The organism is Pseudobdellovibrionaceae bacterium (genome assembly GCA_019637875.1).
Taxonomy (GTDB): Bacteria; Bdellovibrionota; Bdellovibrionia; order Bdellovibrionales; family Bdellovibrionaceae; genus JAHBUW01.
The window spans coordinates 1-25,152 of record JAHBUW010000007.1; the positions used below are offsets into that span (position 1 = coordinate 1).

At 58.5% G+C, this 25,152-nt stretch carries 25 protein-coding genes; 10 read left to right on the plus strand and 15 right to left on the minus strand.

What is annotated here, in order from left to right; genetic code table 11:
• Nucleotides 1-362 precede the first annotated feature (362 nt).
• Nucleotides 363-773 (plus strand): TraB/GumN family protein, encoded by a 411-nt coding sequence (locus KF767_09860; GenBank protein ID MBX3018182.1) that lies wholly within the window; start codon nucleotides 363-365, stop codon nucleotides 771-773.
• Between the two features lie 33 nt (nucleotides 774-806).
• On the opposite strand, the gene purD is transcribed toward KF767_09860, so the two are convergent.
• Nucleotides 807-2,066 carry a phosphoribosylamine--glycine ligase gene (gene purD / locus KF767_09865; GenBank protein ID MBX3018183.1) on the minus strand — a complete coding sequence of 420 codons (1,260 nt, stop codon included), beginning with the start codon at nucleotides 2,064-2,066 and terminating at the stop codon, nucleotides 807-809.
• Nucleotides 2,067-2,135: 69 nt separating this feature from the next.
• Here purD and KF767_09870 point away from each other — a divergent pair, with 69 nt between their 5' ends.
• Nucleotides 2,136-3,314 (plus strand): acetyl-CoA C-acetyltransferase, encoded by a 1,179-nt coding sequence (locus tag KF767_09870; protein MBX3018184.1) that lies wholly within the window; start codon nucleotides 2,136-2,138, stop codon nucleotides 3,312-3,314.
• A gap of 143 nt (nucleotides 3,315-3,457) precedes the next feature.
• Nucleotides 3,458-3,730 (plus strand): hypothetical protein, encoded by a 273-nt coding sequence (locus tag KF767_09875; protein MBX3018185.1) that lies wholly within the window; start codon nucleotides 3,458-3,460, stop codon nucleotides 3,728-3,730.
• Here the strand turns inward: KF767_09875 and KF767_09880 are convergent.
• Nucleotides 3,695-5,737, minus strand: a complete 2,043-nt coding sequence (locus KF767_09880) for a hypothetical protein (GenBank protein MBX3018186.1) — start codon at nucleotides 5,735-5,737, stop codon at nucleotides 3,695-3,697. The two genes, KF767_09875 and KF767_09880, sit on opposite strands and share 36 nt — an antisense overlap.
• Nucleotides 5,734-6,150 (minus strand): hypothetical protein, encoded by a 417-nt coding sequence (locus tag KF767_09885; GenBank protein MBX3018187.1) that lies wholly within the window; start codon nucleotides 6,148-6,150, stop codon nucleotides 5,734-5,736. The genes KF767_09880 and KF767_09885 overlap by 4 nt, the downstream gene beginning before the upstream one ends.
• A 148-nt stretch (nucleotides 6,151-6,298) precedes the next feature.
• Here KF767_09885 and KF767_09890 point away from each other — a divergent pair, with 148 nt between their 5' ends.
• A complete protein-coding gene (locus KF767_09890; GenBank protein ID MBX3018188.1) occupies nucleotides 6,299-6,940 on the plus strand; it encodes a transposase in 642 nt (213 codons plus the stop codon).
• Nucleotides 6,941-6,990: 50 nt separating this feature from the next.
• Here the strand turns inward: KF767_09890 and KF767_09895 are convergent, their stop codons facing one another.
• Both KF767_09895 and KF767_09900 read right to left on the minus strand, forming a co-directional pair.
• Nucleotides 6,991-8,310, minus strand: a complete 1,320-nt coding sequence (locus KF767_09895) for an HD domain-containing protein (protein MBX3018189.1) — start codon at nucleotides 8,308-8,310, stop codon at nucleotides 6,991-6,993.
• A 7-nt stretch (nucleotides 8,311-8,317) separates the two neighbouring features.
• Entirely contained in the window at nucleotides 8,318-9,190 is an 873-nt protein-coding gene (locus KF767_09900; protein ID MBX3018190.1) for a LysR family transcriptional regulator, read from the minus strand.
• A 91-nt stretch (nucleotides 9,191-9,281) separates the two neighbouring features.
• On the opposite strand from KF767_09900, the gene KF767_09905 reads away from it, so the two are divergent.
• From KF767_09905 to KF767_09915, 3 genes are all read left to right on the plus strand, one after another.
• Nucleotides 9,282-10,076 carry a thymidylate synthase gene (locus KF767_09905; protein ID MBX3018191.1) on the plus strand — a complete coding sequence of 265 codons (795 nt, stop codon included), beginning with the start codon at nucleotides 9,282-9,284 and terminating at the stop codon, nucleotides 10,074-10,076.
• A complete protein-coding gene (locus tag KF767_09910; protein MBX3018192.1) occupies nucleotides 10,073-10,612 on the plus strand; it encodes a dihydrofolate reductase in 540 nt (179 codons plus the stop codon). Before KF767_09905 ends, KF767_09910 begins: the two co-directional genes overlap by 4 nt.
• A 243-nt stretch (nucleotides 10,613-10,855) precedes the next feature.
• Entirely contained in the window at nucleotides 10,856-11,935 is a 1,080-nt protein-coding gene (locus KF767_09915; protein ID MBX3018193.1) for a hypothetical protein, read from the plus strand.
• Nucleotides 11,936-12,000: 65 nt separating this feature from the next.
• On the opposite strand, the gene KF767_09920 is transcribed toward KF767_09915, so the two are convergent.
• Nucleotides 12,001-13,833, minus strand: a complete 1,833-nt coding sequence (locus tag KF767_09920) for a trypsin-like serine protease (GenBank protein ID MBX3018194.1) — start codon at nucleotides 13,831-13,833, stop codon at nucleotides 12,001-12,003.
• Between the two features lie 165 nt (nucleotides 13,834-13,998).
• Between KF767_09920 and msrA the strand changes: the two genes are divergently transcribed.
• Nucleotides 13,999-14,541: a peptide-methionine (S)-S-oxide reductase MsrA gene (msrA, locus tag KF767_09925; GenBank protein ID MBX3018195.1), complete on the plus strand. Its 543-nt coding sequence runs from the start codon at nucleotides 13,999-14,001 to the stop codon at nucleotides 14,539-14,541.
• On the opposite strand, the gene KF767_09930 is transcribed toward msrA, so the two are convergent.
• Entirely contained in the window at nucleotides 14,538-15,527 is a 990-nt protein-coding gene (locus tag KF767_09930) for a hypothetical protein (GenBank protein ID MBX3018196.1), read from the minus strand. The two genes, msrA and KF767_09930, sit on opposite strands and share 4 nt — an antisense overlap.
• A gap of 205 nt (nucleotides 15,528-15,732) precedes the next feature.
• Here KF767_09930 and KF767_09935 point away from each other — a divergent pair, with 205 nt between their 5' ends.
• Nucleotides 15,733-16,581 (plus strand): flagellin FliC, encoded by an 849-nt coding sequence (locus tag KF767_09935; protein MBX3018197.1) that lies wholly within the window; start codon nucleotides 15,733-15,735, stop codon nucleotides 16,579-16,581.
• 221 nt (nucleotides 16,582-16,802) lie between these two features.
• Here KF767_09935 and KF767_09940 read toward each other — a convergent pair whose 3' ends face one another.
• Together KF767_09940 and KF767_09945 are read right to left on the minus strand one after the other, a co-directional pair.
• Nucleotides 16,803-19,004: a hypothetical protein gene (locus tag KF767_09940; protein ID MBX3018198.1), complete on the minus strand. Its 2,202-nt coding sequence runs from the start codon at nucleotides 19,002-19,004 to the stop codon at nucleotides 16,803-16,805.
• Nucleotides 18,994-19,680, minus strand: a complete 687-nt coding sequence (locus tag KF767_09945) for a hypothetical protein (protein ID MBX3018199.1) — start codon at nucleotides 19,678-19,680, stop codon at nucleotides 18,994-18,996. The genes KF767_09940 and KF767_09945 overlap by 11 nt, the downstream gene beginning before the upstream one ends.
• A gap of 271 nt (nucleotides 19,681-19,951) precedes the next feature.
• Between KF767_09945 and KF767_09950 the strand changes: the two genes are divergently transcribed.
• The gene (locus tag KF767_09950) at nucleotides 19,952-20,785 is read left to right on the plus strand and encodes a flagellin FliC (GenBank protein ID MBX3018200.1); all 834 of its coding nucleotides are present in this window, start codon (nucleotides 19,952-19,954) and stop codon (nucleotides 20,783-20,785) included.
• 78 nt (nucleotides 20,786-20,863) lie between these two features.
• Here KF767_09950 and KF767_09955 read toward each other — a convergent pair whose 3' ends face one another.
• The 6 genes from KF767_09955 to KF767_09980 all read right to left on the minus strand — a co-directional run bounded on the left by KF767_09955 (nucleotide 20,864) and on the right by KF767_09980 (nucleotide 25,100).
• Entirely contained in the window at nucleotides 20,864-21,016 is a 153-nt protein-coding gene (locus tag KF767_09955; GenBank protein MBX3018201.1) for a hypothetical protein, read from the minus strand.
• Between the two features lie 47 nt (nucleotides 21,017-21,063).
• Entirely contained in the window at nucleotides 21,064-21,585 is a 522-nt protein-coding gene (locus KF767_09960; protein MBX3018202.1) for a L,D-transpeptidase, read from the minus strand.
• Nucleotides 21,586-21,700: 115 nt separating this feature from the next.
• Nucleotides 21,701-22,507, minus strand: coding sequence for a M48 family metallopeptidase (locus KF767_09965; GenBank protein MBX3018203.1), 807 nt, complete (start codon nucleotides 22,505-22,507; stop codon nucleotides 21,701-21,703).
• Nucleotides 22,508-22,517: 10 nt separating this feature from the next.
• Nucleotides 22,518-22,715, minus strand: coding sequence for a hypothetical protein (locus tag KF767_09970; protein ID MBX3018204.1), 198 nt, complete (start codon nucleotides 22,713-22,715; stop codon nucleotides 22,518-22,520).
• 79 nt (nucleotides 22,716-22,794) lie between these two features.
• Nucleotides 22,795-23,568: a LysR family transcriptional regulator gene (locus KF767_09975; protein MBX3018205.1), complete on the minus strand. Its 774-nt coding sequence runs from the start codon at nucleotides 23,566-23,568 to the stop codon at nucleotides 22,795-22,797.
• A gap of 5 nt (nucleotides 23,569-23,573) precedes the next feature.
• The gene (locus tag KF767_09980) at nucleotides 23,574-25,100 is read right to left on the minus strand and encodes an AarF/ABC1/UbiB kinase family protein (protein MBX3018206.1); all 1,527 of its coding nucleotides are present in this window, start codon (nucleotides 25,098-25,100) and stop codon (nucleotides 23,574-23,576) included.
• Nucleotides 25,101-25,152: the final 52 nt, after the last annotated feature.

Genomic DNA, 25,152 nt, shown 5'->3' on the forward strand with positions numbered 1-25,152 from the left:
TCGGGGCCCCTCTCGGGGCCCCATCGCGGGTGCTGTGGTGTCGGGATGTTGTTGTCGTGTCGTCGTTGGATGCGTAGCACTCGCGAACAATATGTTGAATCATCTCAGTCGTCGTCACGGTAGCGAAACGTGTTCATCGTGATGTTCTGTTAGACTCTTATTGCGAGGTTTGGGCCAGGTGAAAACAGTTGGACCAACTGGGTTTTCTAGAATTGCGAAAGAATAATGAATGGACAAAATCGCGTCGTTATTCGGGACTCCAACGGCGATTCCGCAGCGATATTCAACACTTTGTCAGTTGACGATTTGATCTGCCCAGAGTTTAGAAGATCGACGTCACTCATCGAGACAAGGGAGAAATCATGCGGTTGAAGACACCGATCTTTTTCGTTCTCTTTCTGGGATTGTTGCTTTCCGTTTCGGAAACTCGATCCGAGACTCTGCGCCCGTTCTTCTACCGCATCGAAAAGGACGGAAAGGTCGCGCATCTGCTCGGAACCATCCATAGTGGCGTGAACTACTCCGAGCTGCCCTCCAGCTTGCGTGAGATTGCGAAGGCCTCGGCCTCGCTGGTGATCGAAACCGACTTGATCAAAGCGCAGCCCCTGACGGACGCGGCCTATCGCTCGGGCGATGAAGCCCGCCTGCTCGCGATCTTCCAGCAGCCGGGCGCGGAGTTCATCGCGGTCGGTGCGGGACATCTACTGGGCCAGTCCGGTTTGCTCGCGGGTCTGCGGGCCCAAGGCTATTCGGTGACGGACGAGGGGCGCTGACGCACGCCACGCGGTTGGGATCAGAAGCGTCGCTTAAGTCAGGAATTTCTTGCCGATGTCTCGGCGCAAGAGTTGTCCATCCCATTTGGCGTGGGTGGACTGAGCATACGCATTGTCGAGAGCCTGCTTCAGATTGTCGCCAAGACCGATCGCGCACAAGCAGCGGCCGCCGTCCGTGACCCAGGGGCCTTGCGGAGTTTGTTGCGCGCCGGCCACCAGGAAGTAGCGCTGGTCCGTCTCTTCGAAAATGTCGCCGCGGATTTCGACGCCTTTCTTGACGGCGTCGGGATAACCCGGTGACGCCAGAATCACGCAGGCGGCGGAGACGGGTCGGTAGTTGAGTGGCCGCAGTTTTCCCCGCGACAGATCCTTCATCAGCAGACCGAAGTCATCTTGGATCAAAGGCAGGATCACTTGCGTTTCGGGATCGCCCAAACGCGTGTTGTATTCAAGGAGCGAAGGACCTTCGGGCGTCACCATGATGCCGAAGAAAACGAAACCGCGAAAGAGCGTACCGCGCTTCGTGAGTTCCTTCAGCGTGGGCTGCACGATACGGCTTTCGATCTGCTCGCGCAGCGAGGGATCGATCGGGATCGGCGCGATCGTGCCCATGCCGCCGGTGTTGGGGCCCTCGTCGCCGTCGAGCAGGCGTTTGTGATCCTGCGCGATCGGCAAGGCTTGCGACTCTGTGCCGTTGGTCAGGATCAGGTAGCTGAGTTCCCAGCCCGGCGTGAACTGTTCGAGCAGCGCGCGCTCGCCGGCCGCGCCGAAGATTTTTTTGTCGAAGTAATCGGTGGCCGCGTTTTTCAACTCCTCGATCGTTTTGCAGATCGCGACGCCTTTGCCGGCCGCGAGGCCGTCGGCTTTCAAAACATAAGGGGGCGTGAAGCCTGCGGCCGCTTGCAATGTTCCTTCGACCGTGTCGACGATGGCATAGGCCGCGGTCGGGATGCCCGCGTCGGTCATGAATTCTTTCGCGTGGATTTTTGAACCTTCCAGCCGCGCGCCTTCGGCGCTCGGGCCGACGACCAAAAGTCCGCGCTCGCGAAGTGCGTCCGCGACGCCCGCAACCAAAGGATCTTCGGGACCGATGATGACGACTTCGATCTCGGTGCGCAGACAGAATTGGATGAGCGTCTCTTGGTCTTTCCAGCTGAAGTCGTGACACAAGGCATAGCGCTTCATGCCCGAGTTCCCCGGCGCGACGTGAACTTCCGTAACGGAAGGGGAGTGCGCCAACCGATGCACGATCGCGTGCTCGCGACCGCCTTGACCGAGGACCAGGACTTTCATGCGGGACTCCTTGCCTTGAACGCTTCCAGGTGATGGAGTCTTCCTTAACTTTTTCAGAGAGGTTTGCCTATGGAAAAAATCGTCGTAGTGGCCGGACAACGCACTCCTTTTGGTGCTTTTGGCGGTGGCTTGAAAGACGTCGCGGCGGCCGAGTTGACGGTGGCGGCGGGGCGCTCAACTCTCGAGCAGGCGGGCCTCAAAGCCGAAGACGTCGATCACGTCGTCATCGGGAACGTCGCGCAGTCGGATTCGGCGGCGGCCTACCTGGCCCGTCACGTGGCTTTGAAAATGGGACTGCCGATCCACACTCCCGCGTACAACGTGAATCGCCTGTGCGGTAGCGGCTTTCAGTCGTGGGTGAACGCGGTCCAGATGATTCAAACCGGCGAAAGCCAGTGTGTGCTCGCGGGCGGCGTCGAGCAGATGTCGCAAGTTCCCTACGTCATGCGCGGCGTGCGCTTCGGCGGGATCCGGATGGGGAACGGCGAGCTTGAAGACTATCTGAACTCCTCTTTGACCGATCAGTACGCGGGCATCCCGATGGCCATCACCGCAGAAAACCTCGGCGAAAAGTACGGCATCACGCGCGCGCAGTGCGATGAGTTCTCGTTGCTTTCGCAGTCACGTTGCAAAGAGGCCACCGCGAAAAATTATTTCGCGGCCGAGATGAAGCCCTACAAAATCGAAACGAAAAAGGGCGTCGTCGAAATCGCGAAGGACGAACATCCCAAGCCCGACGTGACTCTCGAAAAGTTGCAGGCGATGAAGTCGCTCTTCAAAAAAGACGGCCTCGTCACCGCGGCGACCGCGAGCGGTATCGTCGACGGCGCGGCGACCTCGCTCCTGTGCTCGGAGTCCTTCGCGAAAGCAAAGGGCTTGAAGCCCCTCGCACGCATCGTGGGCTACGCCTCGGTGGGTTGCGATCCGAAGATCATGGGCATCGGCCCCGCCGAAGCCTCGCGCCGGGCGCTCCAGCGCGCGGGCTTGAAGCTCGACCAAATGGATCTCGTCGAAGTGAACGAAGCTTTCGCCGCCCAATACCTGGCGGTCGAAAAAGAGCTGGGCCTCGACCGCAACCGCACCAATGTCAACGGTGGCGCGATCGCCATCGGTCACCCGCTGGGCGCATCCGGAACGCGGATCATGAACCACCTGGTCTACGAACTCGCCCGCCGCGGCGGCAAATACGCCCTCGGCTCCGCCTGCATCGGCGGCGGCCAAGGCATCGCGGTCATCATCGAAAGGTAGCCGCTCACTTGTTGAAACGCGGCCCGTTAGAAAGTCGACCGCGAGGACTCTTCATTTACGTTCGAGTCCTTGCGGTTTTTTATTTCATCGGAGCGGTTTTACATCTGGCCGATGTTTTCGACCTGCGACTGACATTCTCGGAAATGTCGCCCGTTTGGAAAATCTGGATCCTGTTTCTGCTCTTCGCGGACGTGGTCGCGGCCATCGGTCTGTGGCGAGGGAAAAGCTGGGGCGCCTGGGCGTTTCTGATCGTGGCATTGTCGCAGCTCATCGCCTATGGCGCGTTTGCGGACGTCTTCGGTCCGCAAACTGAACTCCTGGTCTTTCACGTTGTCACGGTGGCGCTTTTCTTCGGATGGGGCGGGAGGTCTCTCCTCCGCCTACCGACCACTCGGCGCGGAGAGCGGCACTCCTAAGACCGGAACTCCGGTCCCTCCTCCGGTGGGCATCATGCGGAGGCTTCCTGAGCCGGCGGGAAGCGCGGGCGGAGGCTGACCGCAGTCGTAGTGCTCGGCGATCATCGGGTTTTGCTCCAGTAGTGCTTGTTTGCAACCCGGAGGCAGCGTGCGTCCCGACTGACGGTGCATCTGCACTAATCGGAAGAAGGGCGTGGAGTGTTCGTCGTCGCCCGAGTGATCGATGAGACTGAGCTGCTCGCTGCCATCGGCGAGTCCGCCGAAATCGATGCGCCAACACCAGGGACTGGGACCCATGGTCCCGGCCACTTCGGACGCGATCCAGTCCGCCCAGTCCTCGCTGAGGTATTTGTCCGCCGGTCGGCCGTCCAGTGCGTGGCGGGCTTGCAGGCACATCCGGATCTCGCCGCGGCGTTTGGCGGAATGCCCGGACATCTGGATCTGGTCGAAGATATCATTCAGCCGATGCCCCAACTCGTGGGCCAGGACGAAGCGTCCGAACTGCGGATCGCGCGTCGAACCCCAGCCCACTTGGATCGAGCCGTTCGCGCCGTAGCTCGCATCACTCACCATCCGCTGCGTGAACTGTGGATGGTCACACTGACCCGAGAAATTCCCCAGACGCTCGTCGATACTGAGTTGAGGCGTCAGCGCCTGCGCGAGCGCGTAGTCGCCTTGAAAACCATTTTCCGAGGCCGTGACCTTCGCGGTCTGATCCAAGAAGTCGTTGAAGCTGCGGCGATACTTTTCGGCGGTGGGCGGAAACGTGAAACGCGTGGAGCGCAGACGCGGCGTCGCGGCCTCACGGGTCGGCTGCGAAAACTTGGGCAGGATCTTATTCTCGATGACGCCGATGGCGGCCTGGGCGTTTTGCTCTGCCGTCGTGATCTGCTTTTCGTTCGGCAGCACCTGTAAAGCGTAGGTGAGCCGCGCAAGGCAGCGGGCCTTGTAACGATCCTGCGCACGTTCACGTTGTCGGACGTCGGCTAGTTGCTTGGCGTTCTCGCTCAAGCGGTCCAACTGCCGTTCACGATTTTTGGCCGAGAAAAATTCCGAGGTATCGAATTTCGCGGCGAGCTTCGACATCGGCGATTCGCGGTCGATCACCTCACGTAGCAGATGCAGGTTTCCACGTGACTTGATGAGAGCGCGGAACTGTTCATCCGAGGGGTTCTGCTCTTTCGCCAGAGCGGGGAAGTCGATCTCTTGGCGCGTATTCGCGGCGCCCAGTGCGACCGCGTAGTTTTTGAATTCGGGATTGGCTTCGAGATCGCGCAGGGCCTTCTCGGTGATCTCGACTTCGCGTTGGAAGGACTGAAGGCGGCTCATGTTCGGATACTTCTCTTTGATGACCACTTCCAAAGGGTAGGAAGAAATCTGCAGGCTTTCTTGATAGGGACGGGCGTAGAACTCTTCTGCCATCTCTTTCAGCGCGCCGATTTGCTCGTAGGAGAGATCGCGCAGTTGGGCGGCGGACTTTTCGGCGTCGATGGTGATCTTAAGATTCACCCGGCCGGCCATCTCGGGCCTGTGGGTTTCGAGTTTGTCGATCGAAGAGAAAAATCGGCTGAAGGCGGCCAGGCGTTTTTGCTCGGGGCTCGCTGTCCCATTGAACTTCCGGAGCGCGTCCATCGCGACCTGGGTTTCTTTCACCTTCTCGGACCACCAGGTTTTCAGAATCGCATCAAGTTTCGCGGCTTCCGCCCGCACTTCGACCTGCGGAGCCTTGCGGATCGCATCGTTCTCGATATCGTTTAACGGCTGAGTGGGTTTGTTGTCGCAAATCGCTTTCGCGCAAGCGGTCCGTCTTTCCGCGGGATGGGCTTGCGCCGCGCAGTCCGGACAATAGCCCGAGGCGGGTGTGATGCCGCCACCGAAATTTTCGAGCACCTTTTGGGATTTCTCGATTTTCTCAACCGCATCGACGCCATGGTCGCCGCGTCCGCCGTGACCGCCGTGACCGAAACCGCCGACTCCGAAAAAAAGGATCCAGAGAAGCGCGATCACTTCACGCCCCGACGGCAAAGAATCTGCTCTTCGGTGCGCTTCACGGCCACTTCATCCGGAAGCGCCGCGAGCCAGCGCCCCAGATCGCTTCCGCGCGGAATGAACAGATCGCGTTCCTTCCAAACAAGGCGAAACGTCTCCACTCGCGGCGGAACATCCGCACGTGCGGGCCAGCGCAGCGGCGTATTCTCGATCCGCTCTTTGAACTCATCCTCAAATTCACGCCACAGAGTCTGTCCACAAGGCATCGGGATCCAGCGTTCTTTACGCCCCGGCGATTTCAACCGCCACTCCCCAGCCGTCTGCTCAAACGCGATCACGCCATCGCCCGCGCCATGAAGCTCAAACTTCCAAGCGTGCGCGAAACTCCCCATGATCACCGTGAACGCAAAAACCAAAAGCATCCGAAGCATACGGAACTTATCGGAGGTAGCCGCTCACTTGTTGAAACGCAGTTCGTTACAAAAGGTAGCCGCTTCCGTTCGGAATACGGACTGAAGACCTGTTCAAAGCGAAGATAGGAGGAATTCCAGAGGTCCGGCGTTTGCTTTTGCCGATGGAATGCCTAGACGAAAGTTCGAGTGCGATTCCACGGTCCCCTATCATCTCTGCGCAAGATCTAACAATCGCGACTGGTTCGCGTTGCCGACGTCGGCCGTGTGGCGAGTCCTCTGTGACTATCTCTATCTGATTCACATGGTTTTCGGAGTTAAAATTCATTCGTTCGTATTGATGAATAATCACTTTCACCTCGTCGCAAGCTTTCCGGAGGCGAATTTGAGTGCGGCGATGAATTACTTTCTTCGAGAAACAAGTCGAGTGATCGGTTATGAGTCCGACCGAATCAATCATGTCTACGGGACTCGGATTTTCCGTTCACGAATCGGCTCATTCCACCATTTCCAGAATATCTATAAGTATGTTTATCGGAATCCGGTCAAAGCTGGGATCTATGAAAAAGTCGAAGACTATGAGTTCTCGACCTTGCATTCGTTACTTGGGCGTTCCACGCTCCCACTTCCGGTCGTGGATGACACTCTCCTCTTCGACGCGGGAACCGAGCAAATCATGGACTGGCTCAATCGGCCCACGGATGAAGAGGCATGGGAGTCGATTCGAAAGGGACTCATGCGGCGTGAGTTCAAGCTTCCACCGGTGAAGTCGAGCCGCCGGGAAAATCCACTGGAGTCGCAGCTACTTTAAGGAGCGTCGCGTTTCAACAAGTGAGCGGCTAGGCGCCCCCGGCTACCTTCCTACAGGCGCTTCTCGACGAGGAGGCGTTCGGCGTCGCGGAATTGTTCGGGCTCGACGTAGAGGCGGTCGATGATGCGCGTGCCTTCGTACTTGTGGAAGATCTCGGTGGATTGGTCGACCGGAGCGGGTTTGTCCCAACGGTCGTATTGGTCCACCACGTAGATCGGCGACGCTTTATCTTCGGCCGTGCCGGCGTGGTACTTCGACAAACGCGCTTTGGAGCTCGCCCAGATAACGTGGATGCCGCGCTCTTCGAGGGCGTTCTCGATATTTTCGGGACGTTTGCTTTCTTCCGTCGAGTGAAGCTCGACGAGCACGCGGTAGGGCTGGCGCTTCGAGATCCGCTGTGCCCACGGGTTGTCGACGCTCGCGAGATGTTCGTACAAACGATAGTCGGTGTACTTCACGTACTCGTTGATGTCGGCCGGAACGAAGAACGTGCAGTCGGGCGAGTTCAGGTAACGGATCAGCATCTCTTCGTAGATGATGCTCTTGTGATGGAAGTAGACCATCAAGTGCATATGGTGACGCGACAACAAGAAGTCGTCGAAGGTGTAAAGCGCGCGGCGGTTCAGCGCCATGTACACGCGACCCGCCACCTGATGCATGGTCAGATTCGAAAGCATCCAGTGCAAATCGAATTTTCCGTAGTTCGTGCCGCAGAAGTAGGAGTCGCGCTCCAGATAGTCCATGCGGTCGACGTCGAGCTCCGAACTCACGAGCTGCGACAGGATCGGACGGAAATCCAAACCGTTGTCGAAGAAGAAATCGTCGGGCGCGAGCAGCGACTTGTCGATCAGGCACGCGACATGCGCGGGCGCGAAATGCGGAAAGACGTGCTCCAAAGTTTTCGCGAGCGGAGAGTCGGTGATGAACTTGATCGTATAGTCTTCGTGAGTGGCGCGCGGCACACCCTCGGGAGTCAAAAGCTCGGTCTGCGCGGCCATGCGGACGCGGTGCTCGTAAATTTTAACCTGGAGCTTGTCGACGGAGGGCATGACCTCTTCGATGGCGTGGGACAAGGGCCCGTGACCGACATCGTGAAGCAAAGCCGCGATCTTTAAGATGTCCCGGTAGGCGGTACGCACCTTCGAGGAAGAGAAAGTATAACTCCGGAAGATGTGATCGAACGCGAGACCCGCGATGTGGCTGACGCCGATGGAATGCAGATACCGGTTGTGGGTCGCCCCGGGAAAGCTGAACTCGGAGAAGCCGAGCTGTTTGATCATCCGCAGGCGCTGGTATTCGGGAGTATCGAGGACGGTGGTTTCGGCATCGCTCAGATGAATGGTCCCGTGGACCGGATCGCGGATTTCCATATAGGAGTCAGGATCTAAATGCCCCTTGGATCTCGGTCAAGGTCTCCCGCAGCCAGCGGGCCTTGGCGTGTTCTCGCCGGTAAATGGCAAAGAATTCCCGGCTGGGGAGCGTCCTCGCGGGGATGGGCAGGCGCCAAACGCCCGGATCCTCGGCCAGATAGGCGGGCAGGACGGCCCAGCCGCGACCCGCCCGGACCCACTCGCGCAGGCTTTGGTAGTTGCCGGTGATCCCGCTGATCCGCAGTCGCCGGGGATCGAGGCCCCGCGCCACCGCGGCCTGCTCCAGAAGTTCATCGTGCTCACGGTAGGCGACCACCGGCAGATCTTGCAGGGCCTCCCAGCCCCGCTCCTCCGAAGGCCGTCGCGGCAAAAACGATTTCGGGATCCAGACCTCGAAGCTCTCGACGAAGAGCGGCCGCGCGATCCACTGGTCGGAATCGGGCGCGAGGTGATCGATCGCGATGTCGGTGGCGCGCGCCTCGATGGCCTTGCGGATTTCCGCATGACCGGCTTCGTGCAAAACCAGCGTGCTCTTCGTTGAGAGCCCGGCGATCAGGCGATCCAAGACTTCGCGGCGCCCATGGATGCGGACGCGGGGCGGTGCCCCTTGCAGGTGGCGGAGCGTGACGTCCCGCACATCCTCCTCCAGACCGGCGAAGCGCTTTTGCAATTCCACGTAGAGGGCTTCGCCGTACTCCGTGGGAACGCGGCGTTTCCCTTCCCCTCGTAACAGGGGCTGCCCCACGCGGGACTGCAGGGATTTCAGCTGCTTGGAGAGGGCGGGTTGAGTCAGGCCGAGCTTGCGCGCGGCCTCGGTCATGTCCGCCGATTCGCGAAAAACGACGAAAGCCTGCCACCACTGGATGGGAATGCGTTCCATGGATAACGTATAACATTAGGAATATGAGTTCGATCAAGTCTTTGGTTCCCTGCGCCCCGCGTGCATGGCAATTTGGCGGCAGAGGTGATCCATGGAAGTTTACCATCAGTTGATGCGCGACATTCTCGAGAAGGGCGACCGCAAAGATGATCGTACCGGGACCGGAACATTGAGCCTATTCGGCTACCAAATGCGCTTCAACCTGCAAGAGGGTTTCCCGCTCGTCACGACGAAGAAGCTGCACCTGCGTTCGATCATTCACGAACTTTTGTGGTTCATGAAGGGCGATACGAACATCCGTTATCTGCAAGAGAACAAAGTCAGCATCTGGGACGAATGGGCGGACGAAAACGGCGACCTCGGGCCCGTGTACGGAAAGCAGTGGCGTTCGTGGCAAGCGCCGGACGGACGCCAGATCGATCAGCTTTCGAACGTCATCGAGCAGATCAAAAAGAATCCCGATTCCCGCCGCATGATCGTGGTGGCCTTCAATCCCGCCGACGTCGACCGCATGGCGCTGCCGCCGTGCCACGCCTTCTTCCAATTCTACGTCAGTCAGGGGAAACTCTCGTGTCAGCTGTATCAACGCAGCGCCGATGTCTTCCTGGGCGTGCCTTTCAACATCGCGAGCTACGCGCTGCTCGTGCACATGATCGCGCAGGCCTGCGATCTGAAGGTCGGTGATTTCGTCCACACGTTGGGCGACGCCCACCTTTATTTGAATCACCTTGAACAAGCGAAGCTGCAATTGACCCGCGAACATCGCCCTCTCCCTCGACTGGTTTTGAATCCCGCGGTGAAGAACGTCTTCGACTTCAAATTCGAGGACATCGCGATCGAAGGCTACGATCCCCATCCGGCGATCAAAGGCGAGGTCGCCGTATGACGGGGGCCGCGCCGATCAAGCTGACGGCGATCGCCGCCATGGCCGCGAACCGCGTGATCGGCGTGGATAACGATCTGCCGTGGAGCCTTCCCGAGGACCTGAAGTTCTTCCGCGACACCACGAAGGGCGCCGTCATGATCATGGGGCGCAAGACTTTCGAGTCCCTGGGGAAGCCCCTACCGGGCCGCTACCACGTCGTAATCACCCGGAACGCCGATTACCGCTACGAGCACGAACGGGTGAAAATCGTCGAAAGTATCGACAAAGCCATCGACTTCGCGAAGACGCTCGTGCCCACCTGGCCAAGCGAGGTCTTCGTCGTCGGCGGAGGCGAGATCTATAAACAAAGCCTGCACCTAGTGGACAAGATCTACCTGACCCGGATCGAGCGCGACTATCAGGGAGCGGCCCACTTCCCCGAGTTCGAGTCGGGAGGAGGGTTCCGCCTTGCGGAAACTCGCCCCGCAACGACGAACACTCAGCCACCCACGGCCGAAACCCCGCACTACCGCTTCGAAACCTGGAACCGAATCTAAATTTGAGAACTTATTTTCGCCCGCGCATTCACGGGGCTTTCCCGGGATGACGAAGCGGGCGACGCTTTTTTCCGGAATTTTCCGAAGTCGTCCGCGTTCGCCAAATTTCTCGACGGGGATTTTTCCTTTCTTGTCGTGGAACTTTTCATTCACCGGTCTTTCCGGTTCTCTTCACCGCGTTTTCGAAACTGAATCGGTAATCTGATTTCGTTGAAGCAATTTTCTAACGAACGGAGATTCAGGATGAAGAACTTAATCATGATCGGTTTCGTGATGGTGGCGATGGTGATGGCGGGCTGCGCGGATCCGCGGGCGTTCAACGCCGGCGACGTGGCGGCAGCGGGCGCGAATGAAATCACTCAAGAGCGCGAGGCTCCAGCGGTGCAAACGAAGGCCGGCGCCATGATGGCGGATCTGGAAAGCAATTTGCGTGGTCAGGTGGTCAGCGGATCAACGCAGAATAAAACGATGGTTCGCAAGTCGGCGCAGAATCTGAATCTGACCGACGCGCAAATCAAAGTGATTTTGGCGACGACCCAAATGAGCCTCGAAGAATCGGGTGTCAGTCAAAGCGACAACCTGGAAGCACTGATTCCGGCGATCGTGAAGGGCGCGACCCTCGGTATCGGGGCCCTGCAGTTGGGAAATACGGCGGGTTTGACCAATATCTTGTCGTCGGTGGCGAACAGCATTTTGAATTCGATCGTGAACGTCTCGGGCGAGCAGGCGCCGTCGAATCTGCTGGGGCAGCTGACGAATGCGCTGTTCTCGAGCCTGGGCCAGTCGGGCGTGACCTCGTCGAACATCACTTCGGTTTCGAATAACTTGATCAGTTCCATGCTGTCGCGTTTGTCAGAGTCGAATCTGTCGAGCATGGGGCTCGAGAATCTGGTCCAGACTTTGGCGGGTGGGGTCGTGACCGGCTTGGGTCAGACTGGCATGTCCACGAATCTCTTCCAGACGGTGCTGAACTCCCTCGGTAAAGGATCGCTGTCGGGACTCACCGGCTTGGTGACGAACGTTCTGGGTGCGGTGACGGCGGGGAGCGCGAGCTCGGATTGGTTGGGTTCGCTCATGCAGGCGGTGACGACCGGTATTTCGGGCGCGATCAATATGCTGACGGGCGAAGGATCTTTGCAAGGGGGCGCCGGAAACTTTTTGAACGCCTTCCTGCAAGGTCTGTCGGGTCAGAATCTGACGCAGACGCCGGTCACCGGCGAAACGCCCGCGGCGAACAATTCGTCAAATTCGGGCGGAGGCACTTGGTCGACGATCTTGGGGATCGTCGGCACCGTGGCCCGCATCGGTATGATGTTCATCTAATTGTCCGGAGAGAAAGTCTGTGTTCCAAGAGACCCGCGGTGCCCTCCGGCCGCGGGTTTCGCCGTTTAAGGACAATCGCGAATCGGCGTGCGTACTTTTTCGATGCGGGGCTTGAGCGTGCCGCTCTGGATGTCGAAGAGGTCGCTCTGGATCGACTCGTAGACCCAGCCGCTTTGGTTGAACACCGGTAGAACGCGGCTGTGGTAAAGCTTGGAGGCTTGTTCATCGACCGCGGTCTGGATGATGACGCCCCACAAATAGGGACGGCCCGAGTTGTCGAAGTGCAGAGCGGCTCCGCCCGAGTCCCCGGGCATCGCGCCACCGTTGCCGTCAGGCACGAGGCGCCATGAATTGTGGCGTCCACCGTCGGCGATGATCATGGTCGTGGATTTCATCTTCAGCGAAGAGGATTTATCGGTCAGACTGTCGCGGCCCGTGCCCGCGATATGAATTTTATCGCCGGCTTTGACGAACAGATCGTAGGGAAGCATGGACATGGGCTCATAGGGCGCGGGGGCTGGCGATTCCAGCGTCACGATGGCGATGTCCGTGAAAGTCGAGATGTGATACTGCTCGTCGGAGCTTTTCAAGGTTCCGTCCGGATTCGTCGGGTAGTCCTTGTAGGTGTGGTGGGGACGAACACGCACGGCGGGAACTTCGAGTACGATGTCGCGCGAGTTTCGGTAGAAACGCGCGCGGACCATGCCCGGGAATTTCGTATTGTCCGCGCTGAAGCAGTGGGCCGCGGTCAGCACGTGAATCGGACTGATCAATGTCCCGGAACAATTGTTCGCGCCATTCGTGATCGAAACCATCGACTTCAGCAGAGGACTTTCTTTTTCAACCTCTTTCCCCATGATGACCACGCGGTGAAGGAGCGGATTCTCTTCCGGAGCGGGAACCGCCGAACGAAGTGCACCCGCGACGGAAACGAGCGAGCCGGGATTGCGCGGACGTTTCATGGGAATGGGGATTTTCTGTTTGCGACCTTGAGTTTTCACCTTGGGACGGCACGCGGGCGTTTCGACTTGCACTTGTTTTTCGAAAGAGCGGGCGAGCCACGAATTCAACTCGGACTGCATTTGGTTCATGAGCCAGTAGATATGGCCTTGCAGCTGGATGACGTAAGCATTGGTCGGTTGACCACGCATGGTGGTGTCTTGACCCGCCAGCAAACCCCACACCACCGAGGTGCCGTCGGGACGGATCGTGAGCGCCGGGCCGCCCATATCGCCGGACTCCAGCGATTGTGGATTCATATCGTCGATTTTCAGCATCGAAACTTTCTCTTCAGCGGATTGACGTTCCACGAGCATTTCACCTTTGGTGAGCTCGGCTCCGCGCATCCCGTAAATGCGGACGCGGTAGTCGGTGGGGACCTTCATCCCTTCCGCATCGATGGGGAAGGGCCGAGCGTTTCCGCTGAATCCCGCCGGGAAGCTCAGAAGCGCAAGGTCGAAGTTCGAAACCTTCATCGTCGAGCCGATCCAGCCCGCATCGCGCGTCGGCGCTTTCAGATAACCTGGATGAATCTTGATCGCTTCGGGGCGCATCTCGATTTCCAAAATCGAAGGGTCGCTCCAGCGCACGCGGATGTGTTCGGGTTGGGCCTGATCGGTCGTGCGTCCCGCCGGAAAGAAACATTGGGCGACGCTGAGAATATGCCGGGGTGAAATCAGAAAGCCCGAACACTGCCGAGTTTCACCGCGCAGTTCGACTTCGATCGCGACGACGGAAGGCCGAATACGGTCGTGAGTAGGGACCGCGGTTCCGTTATGTACGACGGGAATCGCGAGAGCCTTCTTCTCGGGAATCGGCAAGCGCGTGTAGGGGATCGCAAACGCGGTGGGGGCCACAAGAAGACTCAGTAAAACGAAGGGCCGGCGAAGAAAGTCCATCGATGGGTGAAAGGGCAAACGGGGGGCCGCCGGAAGGCCTCTTCGTCGTTTCTGAGGCGGGAGTGTGGGGCCGTGGGCGGGGCACGCCTGACGCCTGTCTAAAGACTGGACGCCCGCGCGCGGCAGGACTTGGTCCCGACCTGAGGAGGGGGTAAAACCCCAGCTATGAAAACGATCATCTATATATTGTTGTTGCTGGGGAGTCTTTCGGCGCAGGCCGAGACCGCCTACCTCGCGGGCGGATGTTTTTGGGGAATGGAAGAGTTGATCCGTGCGCACAAGGGCGTGACGAAGACCGAGGTCGGGTACACTGGCGGGCAAACGCCCAATGCCGTTTACAGCTTGGTGAAGACGGGCACCACGGGCCATGCCGAGTCGATCAAAGTCGACTTCGACTCCAAACAACTTTCGTACGAAGAGCTGCTGCTGTTTTTCTTCAAGATCCACGACCCGACCACGAAGAATCAGCAGGGCAACGACATCGGGACTCAGTACCGCTCGGCGATTTTCTACGTGAACGATTCGCAGCGGGCTGCGGCCGAGAAGGTTTTCACGCGGGTCGAGGGATCAAAGGCCTGGAAGAAGCCCCTGACCACCGAGATCAAACCTTTCACCAAATGGTTCAAAGCCGAGGACTATCACCAAGCGTACTTGCAGAAAAATCCCGGCGGCTATACCTGCCACTCGATTCGCGATCTGAAGTTTTAAGGCAAGTAGGCGCAGCGGAAGCCCACCCAAGGCAGACCGTCCGGATCGGCATAGGTTTCGACGGTGAAGCCATCCCAGCGATTGTCGCCCGACTCCGTACCGCGCGTGATATGCGCGTGACCGTTGGTGATGCGGAAGTAACCGACGCCGCAGTTTCCGTGAATGGTGCCGTCAGTGCCGCCGCAACCGGTTCCGTAGTCGTCATGGAGAGGGCCGAAGTTCGCCCGGTCGGGCGCGCTCATCTTCGCGTAGCCACCGTCCGCACGTGAGGCCAGGTAGTAACTTGAATCCGTGCTGGCCGAGGCGGTGGACATCGTTCCCTGGACCCACTCCGAAACGTTCCCGTTCAAATGCCAGATCTGTTGGCCATTCGAGAACGTGTACCGGGCTTTCGTATTGGCTTCGCCGGCTTCGAGCAGATCGCCGTCGTATCCGCAGGCGTTGTTCAAGCCCCAGTTTCCGGTGAACAGGCACCCGGACTTGCGGCTGCCGCCGGACCAGTTCGCGCCGACGCCTTCAATATCGCGCATCATCCCGGTCCACTGGTCGTTCGTCACCAGCGAATAGCCCGCGCCCAAACTCGAGCAGGCGGTCACGGCGTCGGTTTTCGAAATGAATCGCCAAGGCGATCCACTGGACGTCGCGGTGGCGACGCCGCCGACATCGCGGGCCTCCCACTTCATTACGCAGAATTCGGTCGTGCCCTTGCTGGAGCTGGCCGGGGCCAGGACGTAACCTGCGGGGCAACAGTTGTTCGCGGTGACTCCGGGGGGCAGGTGATCCAGGAAGGCGCTCCACTCGGTCGAGGTCCGGGTCGGCACGAAGTAGTCACTACTGGACGAGTTCGCAAGCACGCGACACATCGAAAATTCCTTCACTTGGAAGTTCGAGGCGGACGCGTTCAGGCGATAAGAGTTCGCCGCATGCGCGGGAAGAGGGGATGAAATGTAAAGTACCGCGAGGTAAAGAGCGTTCCGTGAGTTCATCGTCAACCTTCCTGGTCGGACTTGTTCCTATTACGTCGAAGTTATTATCGGCAGGTTGTGGGCGAAAGTCTAGTTTTGCCACAAAATCGAACGTCTCACTTCAGGAAATCCAAAGCGTACCGATCAGAGACAAGACACCCGTGGAGCCATGGTGGCTCACCAGATCTCAAGGAATGAGATCCGGATTCTCAAGGAGGAGGATTGTATGGGTTTGCGAATTAACACGAATACGGCTTCGTTGAACGCCCAACGCGTTCTGTATAACACGAAGCTTGGCCTGGATAAGAGCATGGAAAAGCTCGCATCCGGATACCGCATCAACCGCGCTGGTGACGACGCGGCGGGCTTGGCGATCTCGGAGAACCTCCGGGCGCAAATCCGCGGTCTGAAGCAAGCGGCACGTAACGCGAACGACGGCATCTCGCTGGTTCAGGTTGCGGAAGGTGCGATGAACGAGGTCTCTTCGATCCTGATCCGTCTGCGGGAACTTTCAGTTCAAGCCGCTTCGGATACCATCGGACCGGTCGAGCGCCAGTTCCTCAACGTCGAATATGATCAACTGATTTCGGAGATCGACCGTATCGCCGACGCGACGGAATTCAACGGCACTCAGCTGTTGGCCGGAGTGGGCGCGATCATGGATTTCCAAGTCGGTATCCGTAACAACCCCGAAATCGACCGTATCTCTTTCGACTCGTCGAAGGCGGATGCGAACTCGGCGGCCCTGGGCGTGAACCTCACGTCGGTCGCGGACAAAGCCTCGGCGCAAAACGCGCTGTCGGCGGTCGATACCGCACTCTCGAGCGTTTCGGCGATGCGCGCGGACTTCGGTGCCTTGCAGAACCGTCTGCAAACCACGGTCTCGAACATCAACAACTCGATCGAGAACATGTCCGCCGCGAACTCACGGGTCCGCGATGTGGATGTCGCTGAAGAAACCGCCGAGATGACTCGTCAGAACATCTTGTTGCAAGCGGGTTCTTCGGTCCTGGCCCAAGCGAATCAGTCCGCGAACGTTGCACTGAGCCTTCTGAATAAGACTTTCCAAGGTTAATTCAGTCACTGAATTGACCGGATAAAAGAGAGGCGCGCACCTTCGGGTGCGTGACCGAACCCCGAACAAAACGGGGAGGCAAGTCCTTGAGTCATTGATCCTAACGATCATGCCCTCAAATATTCAGCCGAGTCCACTGTACGTCGTGATCTGCTTTGACAATGTTAATCTGTTTCCTGCGCGTGGGACCCCTAGCGGGGTCCCACATTTAAGGAACGAGATTAGCGCGTGATTTTGAAACTTGCTCCGATCGAGGTCGGCGACTGCATCTGATAGTTGATGCAGCGATTCGGACTCGAGATGAACGGACCATAGCAGTCGCTGTAAAGCGAAGGCGCGCTGACGGTCATGGCCGCGGCACTCGTGATTTCCGTTAAGGTTCCGGTTCCCGAACCGGCGATCAGGTAGTTCGATCCATCTAGCGACAAAACGGTCGCTCCATAGTTCATTCCCACTGCGGCCGCCGCGACGTCGGTGACGATCGCCGATCCATTCCAGCTGACTTTCACCTTATAAGTTGTGCCACTGATTCGGAAGACGACCCAAGTTTTTCCCGACCCATCCGGCAGATAGACGTATTGACCGTTTCCGGACGCCATCCACTCCAAATTGCAATTCGCGGTTCCCGAAATAAGCTGGGTTCCCAGAATCGCCGGGGTCGCAAAATCGACGGCCTTGATTTCAAGTCCGGAAACTCCGCACTTTCCCATCAAGGTCGTGCCGGAGTAAGTGCCCAAAGGGTAGAAATCGTTGAACCCGGGTTCATTGACGGTTTGGATCGTTCCGTTCGGAAGAATGCGTGAGGTGTTCGCCGAGCTATCGTGACAGTAGCTGGCGTCCTGGTCGGCGCGCATTGCGTACGCCTGGCATCCCACAGGGGCGGGCACTCCGGAACCGACAGAGACGGAAGCTCCGGAAATCGAGAGAGGAAACAGTTGAACGGTCGAAGTGTTGTCGACGACGACCCCCAAGGCTTGGCTTGCGGAGAATCCGAAGAGCCGAATGCTCGAGGGCTGAATGGCCGCGAGTAAGGGCGTCGACGTGCCCAGGGTCACGTTTTCGGTTCCTTCGTTGACTTGGGCGACGCGGACGCGGCCATCGGTCGCGCCGCCAGCGTCGTGATCGTAACCCAGAAGATGGGCCGAGGACGAGAGTCGAGCGGCGGTCACGAAGCCGCCGGTGATCGTGTCCGGACTGCTCGCGAGCGTGACGATCTTCGTCGTCGCCGTGCCGATGGACGCGGCCGTGGTGGCCCATTGACCATCGACGCTCGAGTTATTGAACAGGAAGACGTCGCAGCCCCCACCGCCGGGAACACGTCCCACGAGTTTGCCGCTGGCGTTGAGGACCGGGACGTCCACACCACTGGTATTCAAGAATTGAAAGATGGGACCACCGGTCGTCGCGTAGGTATTCGCGGCCGGAAGCTTGATCGCGCCCGCGGTCGCGAGCGAGATCATGTGAATCTTCGGACTGGCATTCGTCAGTACCGTCGTCGTATTGTCGGTCGAAATTGTCGCGGTTCCGCCACCACCGCCGCCGGTCGAGACGCAACTCCAAGAGGATCCATCCCAACGACTGGCTTCTCCGACCGGGCAGGTCGCCGCGGGGATGCGCGCGCTGTTCGGAAGATCCACGGGTTCCCATTGCTGGGTGACCGCATTATAAGAGAGGACTTTGCCACTGCTGAGACCGCCACTGTCGATCACGGCGCCCGCGAGCCGCGAGTCGCTGTAGCTTTTGTTTACGGCATCGCTTCCCGAACTGGGAGTGCCCACGGAGGTCAGACGTTGACCACCCAAGTCGGTGGGACCCGAGCCGTTCAGCAGCCCCAAGAGCTTCGCGAAGTTCGACGATGTGAAGACGCTTTCGACGTTCGCCTGATTCAGCGAATAGCCGGCGTCGGTTCGCAGTTGAATGAAGTCACCCGGCTGTTTGCCTTGCAGGGTTTCCGCCGTGGTGGCGAAGGGGACGGCGCTCAGTACTTGGTCGGGTGACAGCAAGTCGACGGTTCCGCCTTGCGTGACGGTGACGCGAAGGTAGCGGACGTCCGCGTTGGCGGGAGTGTATCCGCTCGAGCAGTTCGTACCCGGAGTACGGACCGCGACGTTACGATTCGAAAAAATCGCGTTCATCGCCAGCGCGGGGTCATTACCGGTGCGCTTCGCGTTTCCGGCGGGCGAGCCCACGGCCACGGTGAACAGACCATCGGTCCCGGTCAAATCGACCGATTGCGACTCTTCGTACAGCAGACAGGTTTTCGCCGGATTGTAGATCTGCAGCTTCAGGGTGACCGCGCCCGTCGTGGCGTGCCCGTTCGACTCCATCAAACGACCTTGGTAGACGAAGCTTTGCGGATTCGAGGCTTGCGCCCAAGAGCCCAAAACAAAGATCGACACGGCAAATGACAGCTTAGCGAACATAGACAACCTCGTGGGTGACTTTGAATCTGGAACCTTGAGCGGGGGTCGGCCGTCCATCGCCGGCCACATTGGCGGTCATGACGAAGCGTTGACCGCGGAACACGCTCGCGAGAGGCGGCGCTTCGGGAAGGACGACCGGCGGAAGGGTCGCGTAGCAAGAGGGATCGACCCCCGACTGCACACCCACGTGGTTCGCCAACCCAGGAAAGACGACGTTGAGTTTCACGGTCACTTCGGGATCGTTCATCGCCACATTGGGTTGGCTGGCCAAAAGGAAAAGGCGATTGAGGGGAACGTTTTGCAGGTCGAGTCCGACCGTCGCGCAGGTTTCGCCGACGCGAGGAACGTAGCCGAACAATTCAACCCGACGATTCGCGCCGCGATCGACTTCGAGGCTCGCATTGGCGAGCGGGGGAAGGAACGAAGTGCGTCCGCCGCCGTCGGGATAACACGAAAGTTTATTCGGTTTGATCCCGTCGCCCGTGATGTTCACCATGTAGCAGAAAGCGAAAGCATCGGACTGCGGTGTGTAGTTCGTGGACTTCGCGGACACCGACGGATGGGGCGGCATTTGGATTTGCATGCGGGCGAGGTTTTCACCCGCACGCGTGCAGCCCGAGAGGCCTCCGGCCGCGAAGATCAGCAGGGCATAAAATGGGCGTGTCAATTTTCTCACGTCCAGCTTTTCGGCTGGGACGGCCCTTCGCTTTCGTTAAGATCTATAAAAGGACGCCGGAACGCTCGGTCTTCAAGTGTTTTCAACTTAGGTCCGGTCGGTGGTCGTCAAATTTTTGGCATCATTTTGAGACAGAACTGGACTCTTGAGTCCACGGATCGCACCGATCTAAGACACAGGCACTGATGCCTCGTGGACAAGATGTCCATGCATGATCCCAACGATGGGATCGCTCTTTAGGAGGAAGAGACCGTCAAGGAAGGGGAATACGATGGGATTAAGAATTGCGACGAACGTGATGTCATTGAATGCGCAGAAGAGCTTGGGTGGTACGAACCGCGCCATGGCGACCTCCATGGAGCGACTCGCTTCCGGGTTCCGCATCAACAAGGCCGCCGACGATGCGGCCGGACTCGCGATCAGCGAAAACCTACGTGCCTTGACCCGCGGTCTACGCCAAGCCAACCGTAACGCGAACGACGGTATCTCGCTCGTTCAGGTGGCGGAAGGTTCGCTCAACGAAACTTCGAATATGTTGATTCGCCTGCGGGAACTCGCGGTCCAGTCCTCTTCGGATACGATTGGCGATACGGAACGTAAGTTCCTCGATGTGGAATACCAACAGCTCAAGTCCGAGATTCAGCGTATCACCGAGTCGACCGAGTTTAACGGATACGATCTGCTGAATGGATCGGGCGGCGTGATCGACATTCAAGTCGGCGTCCATAACGATCCGTTTAAGGATCGGATCTCGTTCAATGCTTCGGCGGCGAACGCTTCACTCGAAGCCTTGGGCCTGGTCGCCGAGACCATCGCTTCCAAGCAAGGGGCGCAGATGAGCCTCGATGTCGTGGATAGCGCGCTGACTTCGGTCAACGCGATTCGCGCGAACTTCGGTGCCCTGCAAAACCGTCTGGTTTCGACATCACAGAACTTGCTTGTCGCCGATGAGAATTTCTCGGCCGCGAACTCGCGGATTCGTGATGCCGATATTGCCGCCGAAACGGCCGAGATGACCCGGAACAACATCATGCTGCAGGCGGGGATTTCGGTTCTCGGCCAAGCGAACAACGCCCAGCAAATGGCCTTGAAGCTGCTGAGCTGACTTTTTCATGTGACCCAAATAAAAAAGGCTCTCTGGAAACTCCAGGGAGCCTTTTTCTTTTAGAGCTCGTACGAAGAACTACTTCGTGTCTTTGCGCTCGACGGATTCGCATTCCATCAAAGATCCGCCGTAGATCTCGACGCAAGTGTCTTTCTTCACGATCACCTTCCGCGAAGCGCAACCGGTCGCGAACAAGCCCAAAGCCAAAAGAGCGGCCATCATCAGTTTCATAAGAACCTCGTTGTTTTCGGAGAATTTGCCGCGCGACCGGCTTGCTGTCACGGCTGAATTTCGATTTCGGTACCGACGGGTACGAGTTTCGCGATTTCCTTCACTTCCGAATTCGTCACGGCGATGCAGCCCGCGGTCCAATTGATCAGATAGTGCCACTTAACCACGCGGTAGTCGGCCCAGTCCTTCGGAAGTCCCCAGCGCTCCCAGGACTTCAGGTCCGGCAGTCCGTGGATCATGATGTCGCCACCCGGATCGACGCCCAGACTTTTCGCTTTTTCGACGTCGTTTTTGTTCGGGTAGGAGACCCGCAACGAAAAAAAGAAATCGCTGTGCTTGCTATGGGCGGTGATGCGGTAGCGGCCTTCCGGCGTGCGCATGTCGCCTTCGCGTTCTTTCGGTCCATCCGGTGAATTCCGTCCCAAAGAAACGCGATAAGACTTCAGGACTTTGTCGCCCTTCATGAGTTTCAATGTCTTCGCGCCTTTTTCGACGATTACGCGATCGGCGACTTCGGCGAAAGCATTGAGCGACAACAAAAGGGTCAGGGCGATCAGCAGTTTTCCCATGACGGGAATCTAGCACGAGCGGGGCGAGTTGTCCCCGAAGGCCCTCTGTCGAACGGATGGACAGATAAAATTGGCAAAACCGACGCCGTAAAAGCGCCGGTTCCTGAAGGGATGGTTAAAGACGGCAGGCGGGACGACGGCCCGCCGCTTGCGCGGCCTGGTACTTTTGCAGGGCGGGGGCCATTTTCGCTTGCAGGCCCTGGATGCGCGTTTCGTTCGATGGATGCGTGGACAAGAACTCGGGGGGTGAGCCTTTGCTTCCTTCCGCCATGTTCTTCCAGAGCTGCACGCTGTCTTGCGGGTTGAATCCCGCCTGCGCCATCAGATCGAGGCCGATGACGTCGGCTTCGGATTCGTGCGCGCGTCCGTAAGGCATGACCGCGCCGAATTGCACGCCGACGCCCAAAGCGCCCATGCCCAGCTTGAACGCGTTCGAATTCGGATCCACGAAGATGCTGCCGATGGCTCCGGCGATACTCATCCCCAGACCCGAAACGGCATCCGCCGACACGCGTTCGGCCGAGTGGCGGGCCATGACGTGACCCACCTCATGACCGAGCACCGCCGCCACCTGATCTTGCGTGCGCGCGACTTTCAAAAGTCCGGTGTGCACGCCGATCTTTTTTCCGGGCAGCGCGAAGGCATTGGCCGAGTCGTCTTGGAAAACGACGACCTCCCAGCCTTGACTGTCGGGGGCGACGGCCACGATGGCGTTAGTGATGCATTTCACGTATTGGTTCTGCGCGGGATCGTGCGAGATCTTTTGCTTTTTCTTGATCTCTTCGAAGGCTTGAAAGCCCATTTGATCCATCTCTTTGTCGTTGACCGCCATTAACTGGCGACGTCCGGTCGGTGAGGTGGAGCAAGCGACGACGGTGGTGAAAGCAAGAGCGACGGCGAACAAATACGGGTGCAACTTCATGCGGTGATCCTCAATTCGGTTCGGTGATGATCTTTTCTTTTTTTTCGGTATCGGGGTCGGTCGGAGCTTCGACGGGCTTCGGTGTTCCGGGCTCGCGTTGCGGCGGTTCCGCGGGGCGAGTGGGTTCGCGCTGCGGATCCTGCGGCTTTCCCGCGGGAGGCTCGGGAGTTTCGATAGGGCGCGGTTTGTCGGCGGAATCTTTCGTCATTTTTCTTTCCCTTCGTTTGAGTTGAACTCAAACGCTCTCAACAGCAATTCGAATGCCGCCGCAGGACTGGAAAAATGGGTCAGAAGCTGCGCGCGATCTCTTCAATCTGCTCCCAGAGGTTCATCGAAAGCAAATCATTCCCCAGCAGATGCACCGAGTAGTAGCCCTTCCCTTTGCCGCGTTTCGCGTCGACGGGAAGTGTGCCCGTTCCGCCATAGTCTTCGAGCCACTTGGCGCGGATCTGCAACGAATTGCTCACGAGGTACTGGTTGAATCCTTCCAGATCCGCCGGCCCCGATTGCGTCCACTCAAAGGGGGAGAGCACCAGATAGTTTTTGTCTTGCGAAACCACATCGTGCTGCTGGTAGCCGACCTCGATGTTGTATTTGAACTTTTGTTTCGAAGGGATACGCGCGGTGAAGATCAAATCCAGTTGGCCCGAAAGGAAAAGCGAGTCGAGATCACGGTACTCGTAAACATCCAGCTCGATGCGTTTGATGTTCATTTTGTGGAAGAATTGATCCGCGAAGCTCATCGCGATGGGCGCGAGCCCCTCTAGCGTGCCGACGCGCAGTTCATCGATGTCGGCTTGGCGGGTCACCGACATCACTTCGGCTTCCAAACGTCCCAGGCCCCGATGAAAAGCCGCGGAAAGATCCAGCGCGACCTGCGTCCAACCCGATTTCCGGCGCGAGGAGCGGTCGAGTAAAACGACTTTCAACTCGGCTTCGAGTTTCTGAATTAAACGCGAGAGCTGGGGCTGGCTAAGCCCCACGTGCACGGCCGCGAGGGACAGATTGCGGTGGGGAACGGCCTTAGCCAAAATCGAGAGCTCGTAGGTCAGGTGCGAAATCGCCTTCATGCCTTACGGATGTAATTGAAGAAGGCAACGATGCCAAGCCCCAATGCCACCGTGTAGCCGATCACCGCGAGGGCCGGTAAGCCCAGGATGAGCTGCTGGGCGGGGAAAACCGCCAGAACCGAGCTGCTCAGCAGAAGCGCCGCGATCACCAAGCCCAAGAAGATCAGGTGAAACGAAGTTTCGAAGGTTTTACGTAGATCTTCGGCTTCTTCGATCCGTATGCGACTGGCGTAACCGGGGCTGTTCACCTTGCGGATCCAGTGGTGCATTTGGCGGGGCAAGCTCGCGATAAGCGACTTGGAATCTTTCGTCAGCTGCGCGAGTTCGTAAGTGAGCTTCGCGGGATCGTATTGATGGCGCACGAGTTCGCCCGCGAATTCCAGGGCGTGGCTTAGGATATCGAAATCGGGATCGATACGTCGACCCAGGCCCTCGATTCCGATCAGTGATTTGAAGAACAGCATGAGCTCGGCGGGGACGCTCACCTGGTGCGCGCCGGCGATGCCCGCGGACGACATCAAGATTTGTCCCAGCTTCACGTTCCGCAACGTCATCCCGAAATAAGGGGCGACGAGATTCCGCAAATCGCGCGCGAGCGCGTCCGCATCGGCGGTTTCGCTGTAGGGCGCGAGATCCAGGTACTCGGCCGCCAGACGCTCGTAATCTTCGCGCGAAAGGGCCAGCATCATATTGGCGATCGAGGATTGGGTCTTCGAATTCAGGCGGCCGACCTGCCCGAAGTCGATCAAGCCGATGCGATTGTCGGGGTAGATCAGAAAATTTCCGGCATGCAGATCGCCATGAAACAATCCGTCCATGAAAACCATCTTCAAGTACGTCCGCAGTCCCGTGCGCAAGATGTCCTGGCGGTCCGCGCCCTGTTCCAGCGCGCGATCCGAGCTGAGGGGGACTCCGTCCAAACGTTCCATACACAGGACGCGTTCGGTGACCAGACTCATTTCCACCGTGGGGATTTTGATCTTAGGCTCGTCGCGGAAGTTCTCTTGAAAACGACGGATGTTGTTGGCTTCCGCGATGAAGTTCGTTTCGATGCTGAGCGCTTCGAAAAATTCTTGCACGATGTCTTGGGGGCGGAAGGCTTTGGATTCGGGGATGTAGGTTTCCACGACGTCGGCCAGGAAGAACAGGACGTTGACGTCGTCCTTGATTTTGGCGGCGATGCCCGGGCGCTGCACTTTCAGGACGACGCGACGACCGTCGTGCAGGACCGCCGCATGGACTTGGGCGATGCTGGCCGAGCCCAGGGGCTCTTCGTCGATACTATGAAATGCCGAACGGTAGTCCTCGCCGAGATCTTCGCGCAGGACGCGGTCGATCTGATCGAAGGGTAAAGGCTGGACGCGATCGTGAAGGCGGGCGAATTCATTCGACCATTCCTCCGGAACCAAATCGGGGCGCGACGCCAAAAGCTGCCCCAGCTTGACGAACGTGGGGCCGAGCTCTTCGAACGAAATACGAATTCTTTCCGGAACTGAACGATGCGCCGAGGCTTCATCGGGCATCCATTTTTCCAGTATGAAGCGTCCCAGGCCTAATCGCTCGGCGAGCTCCGCG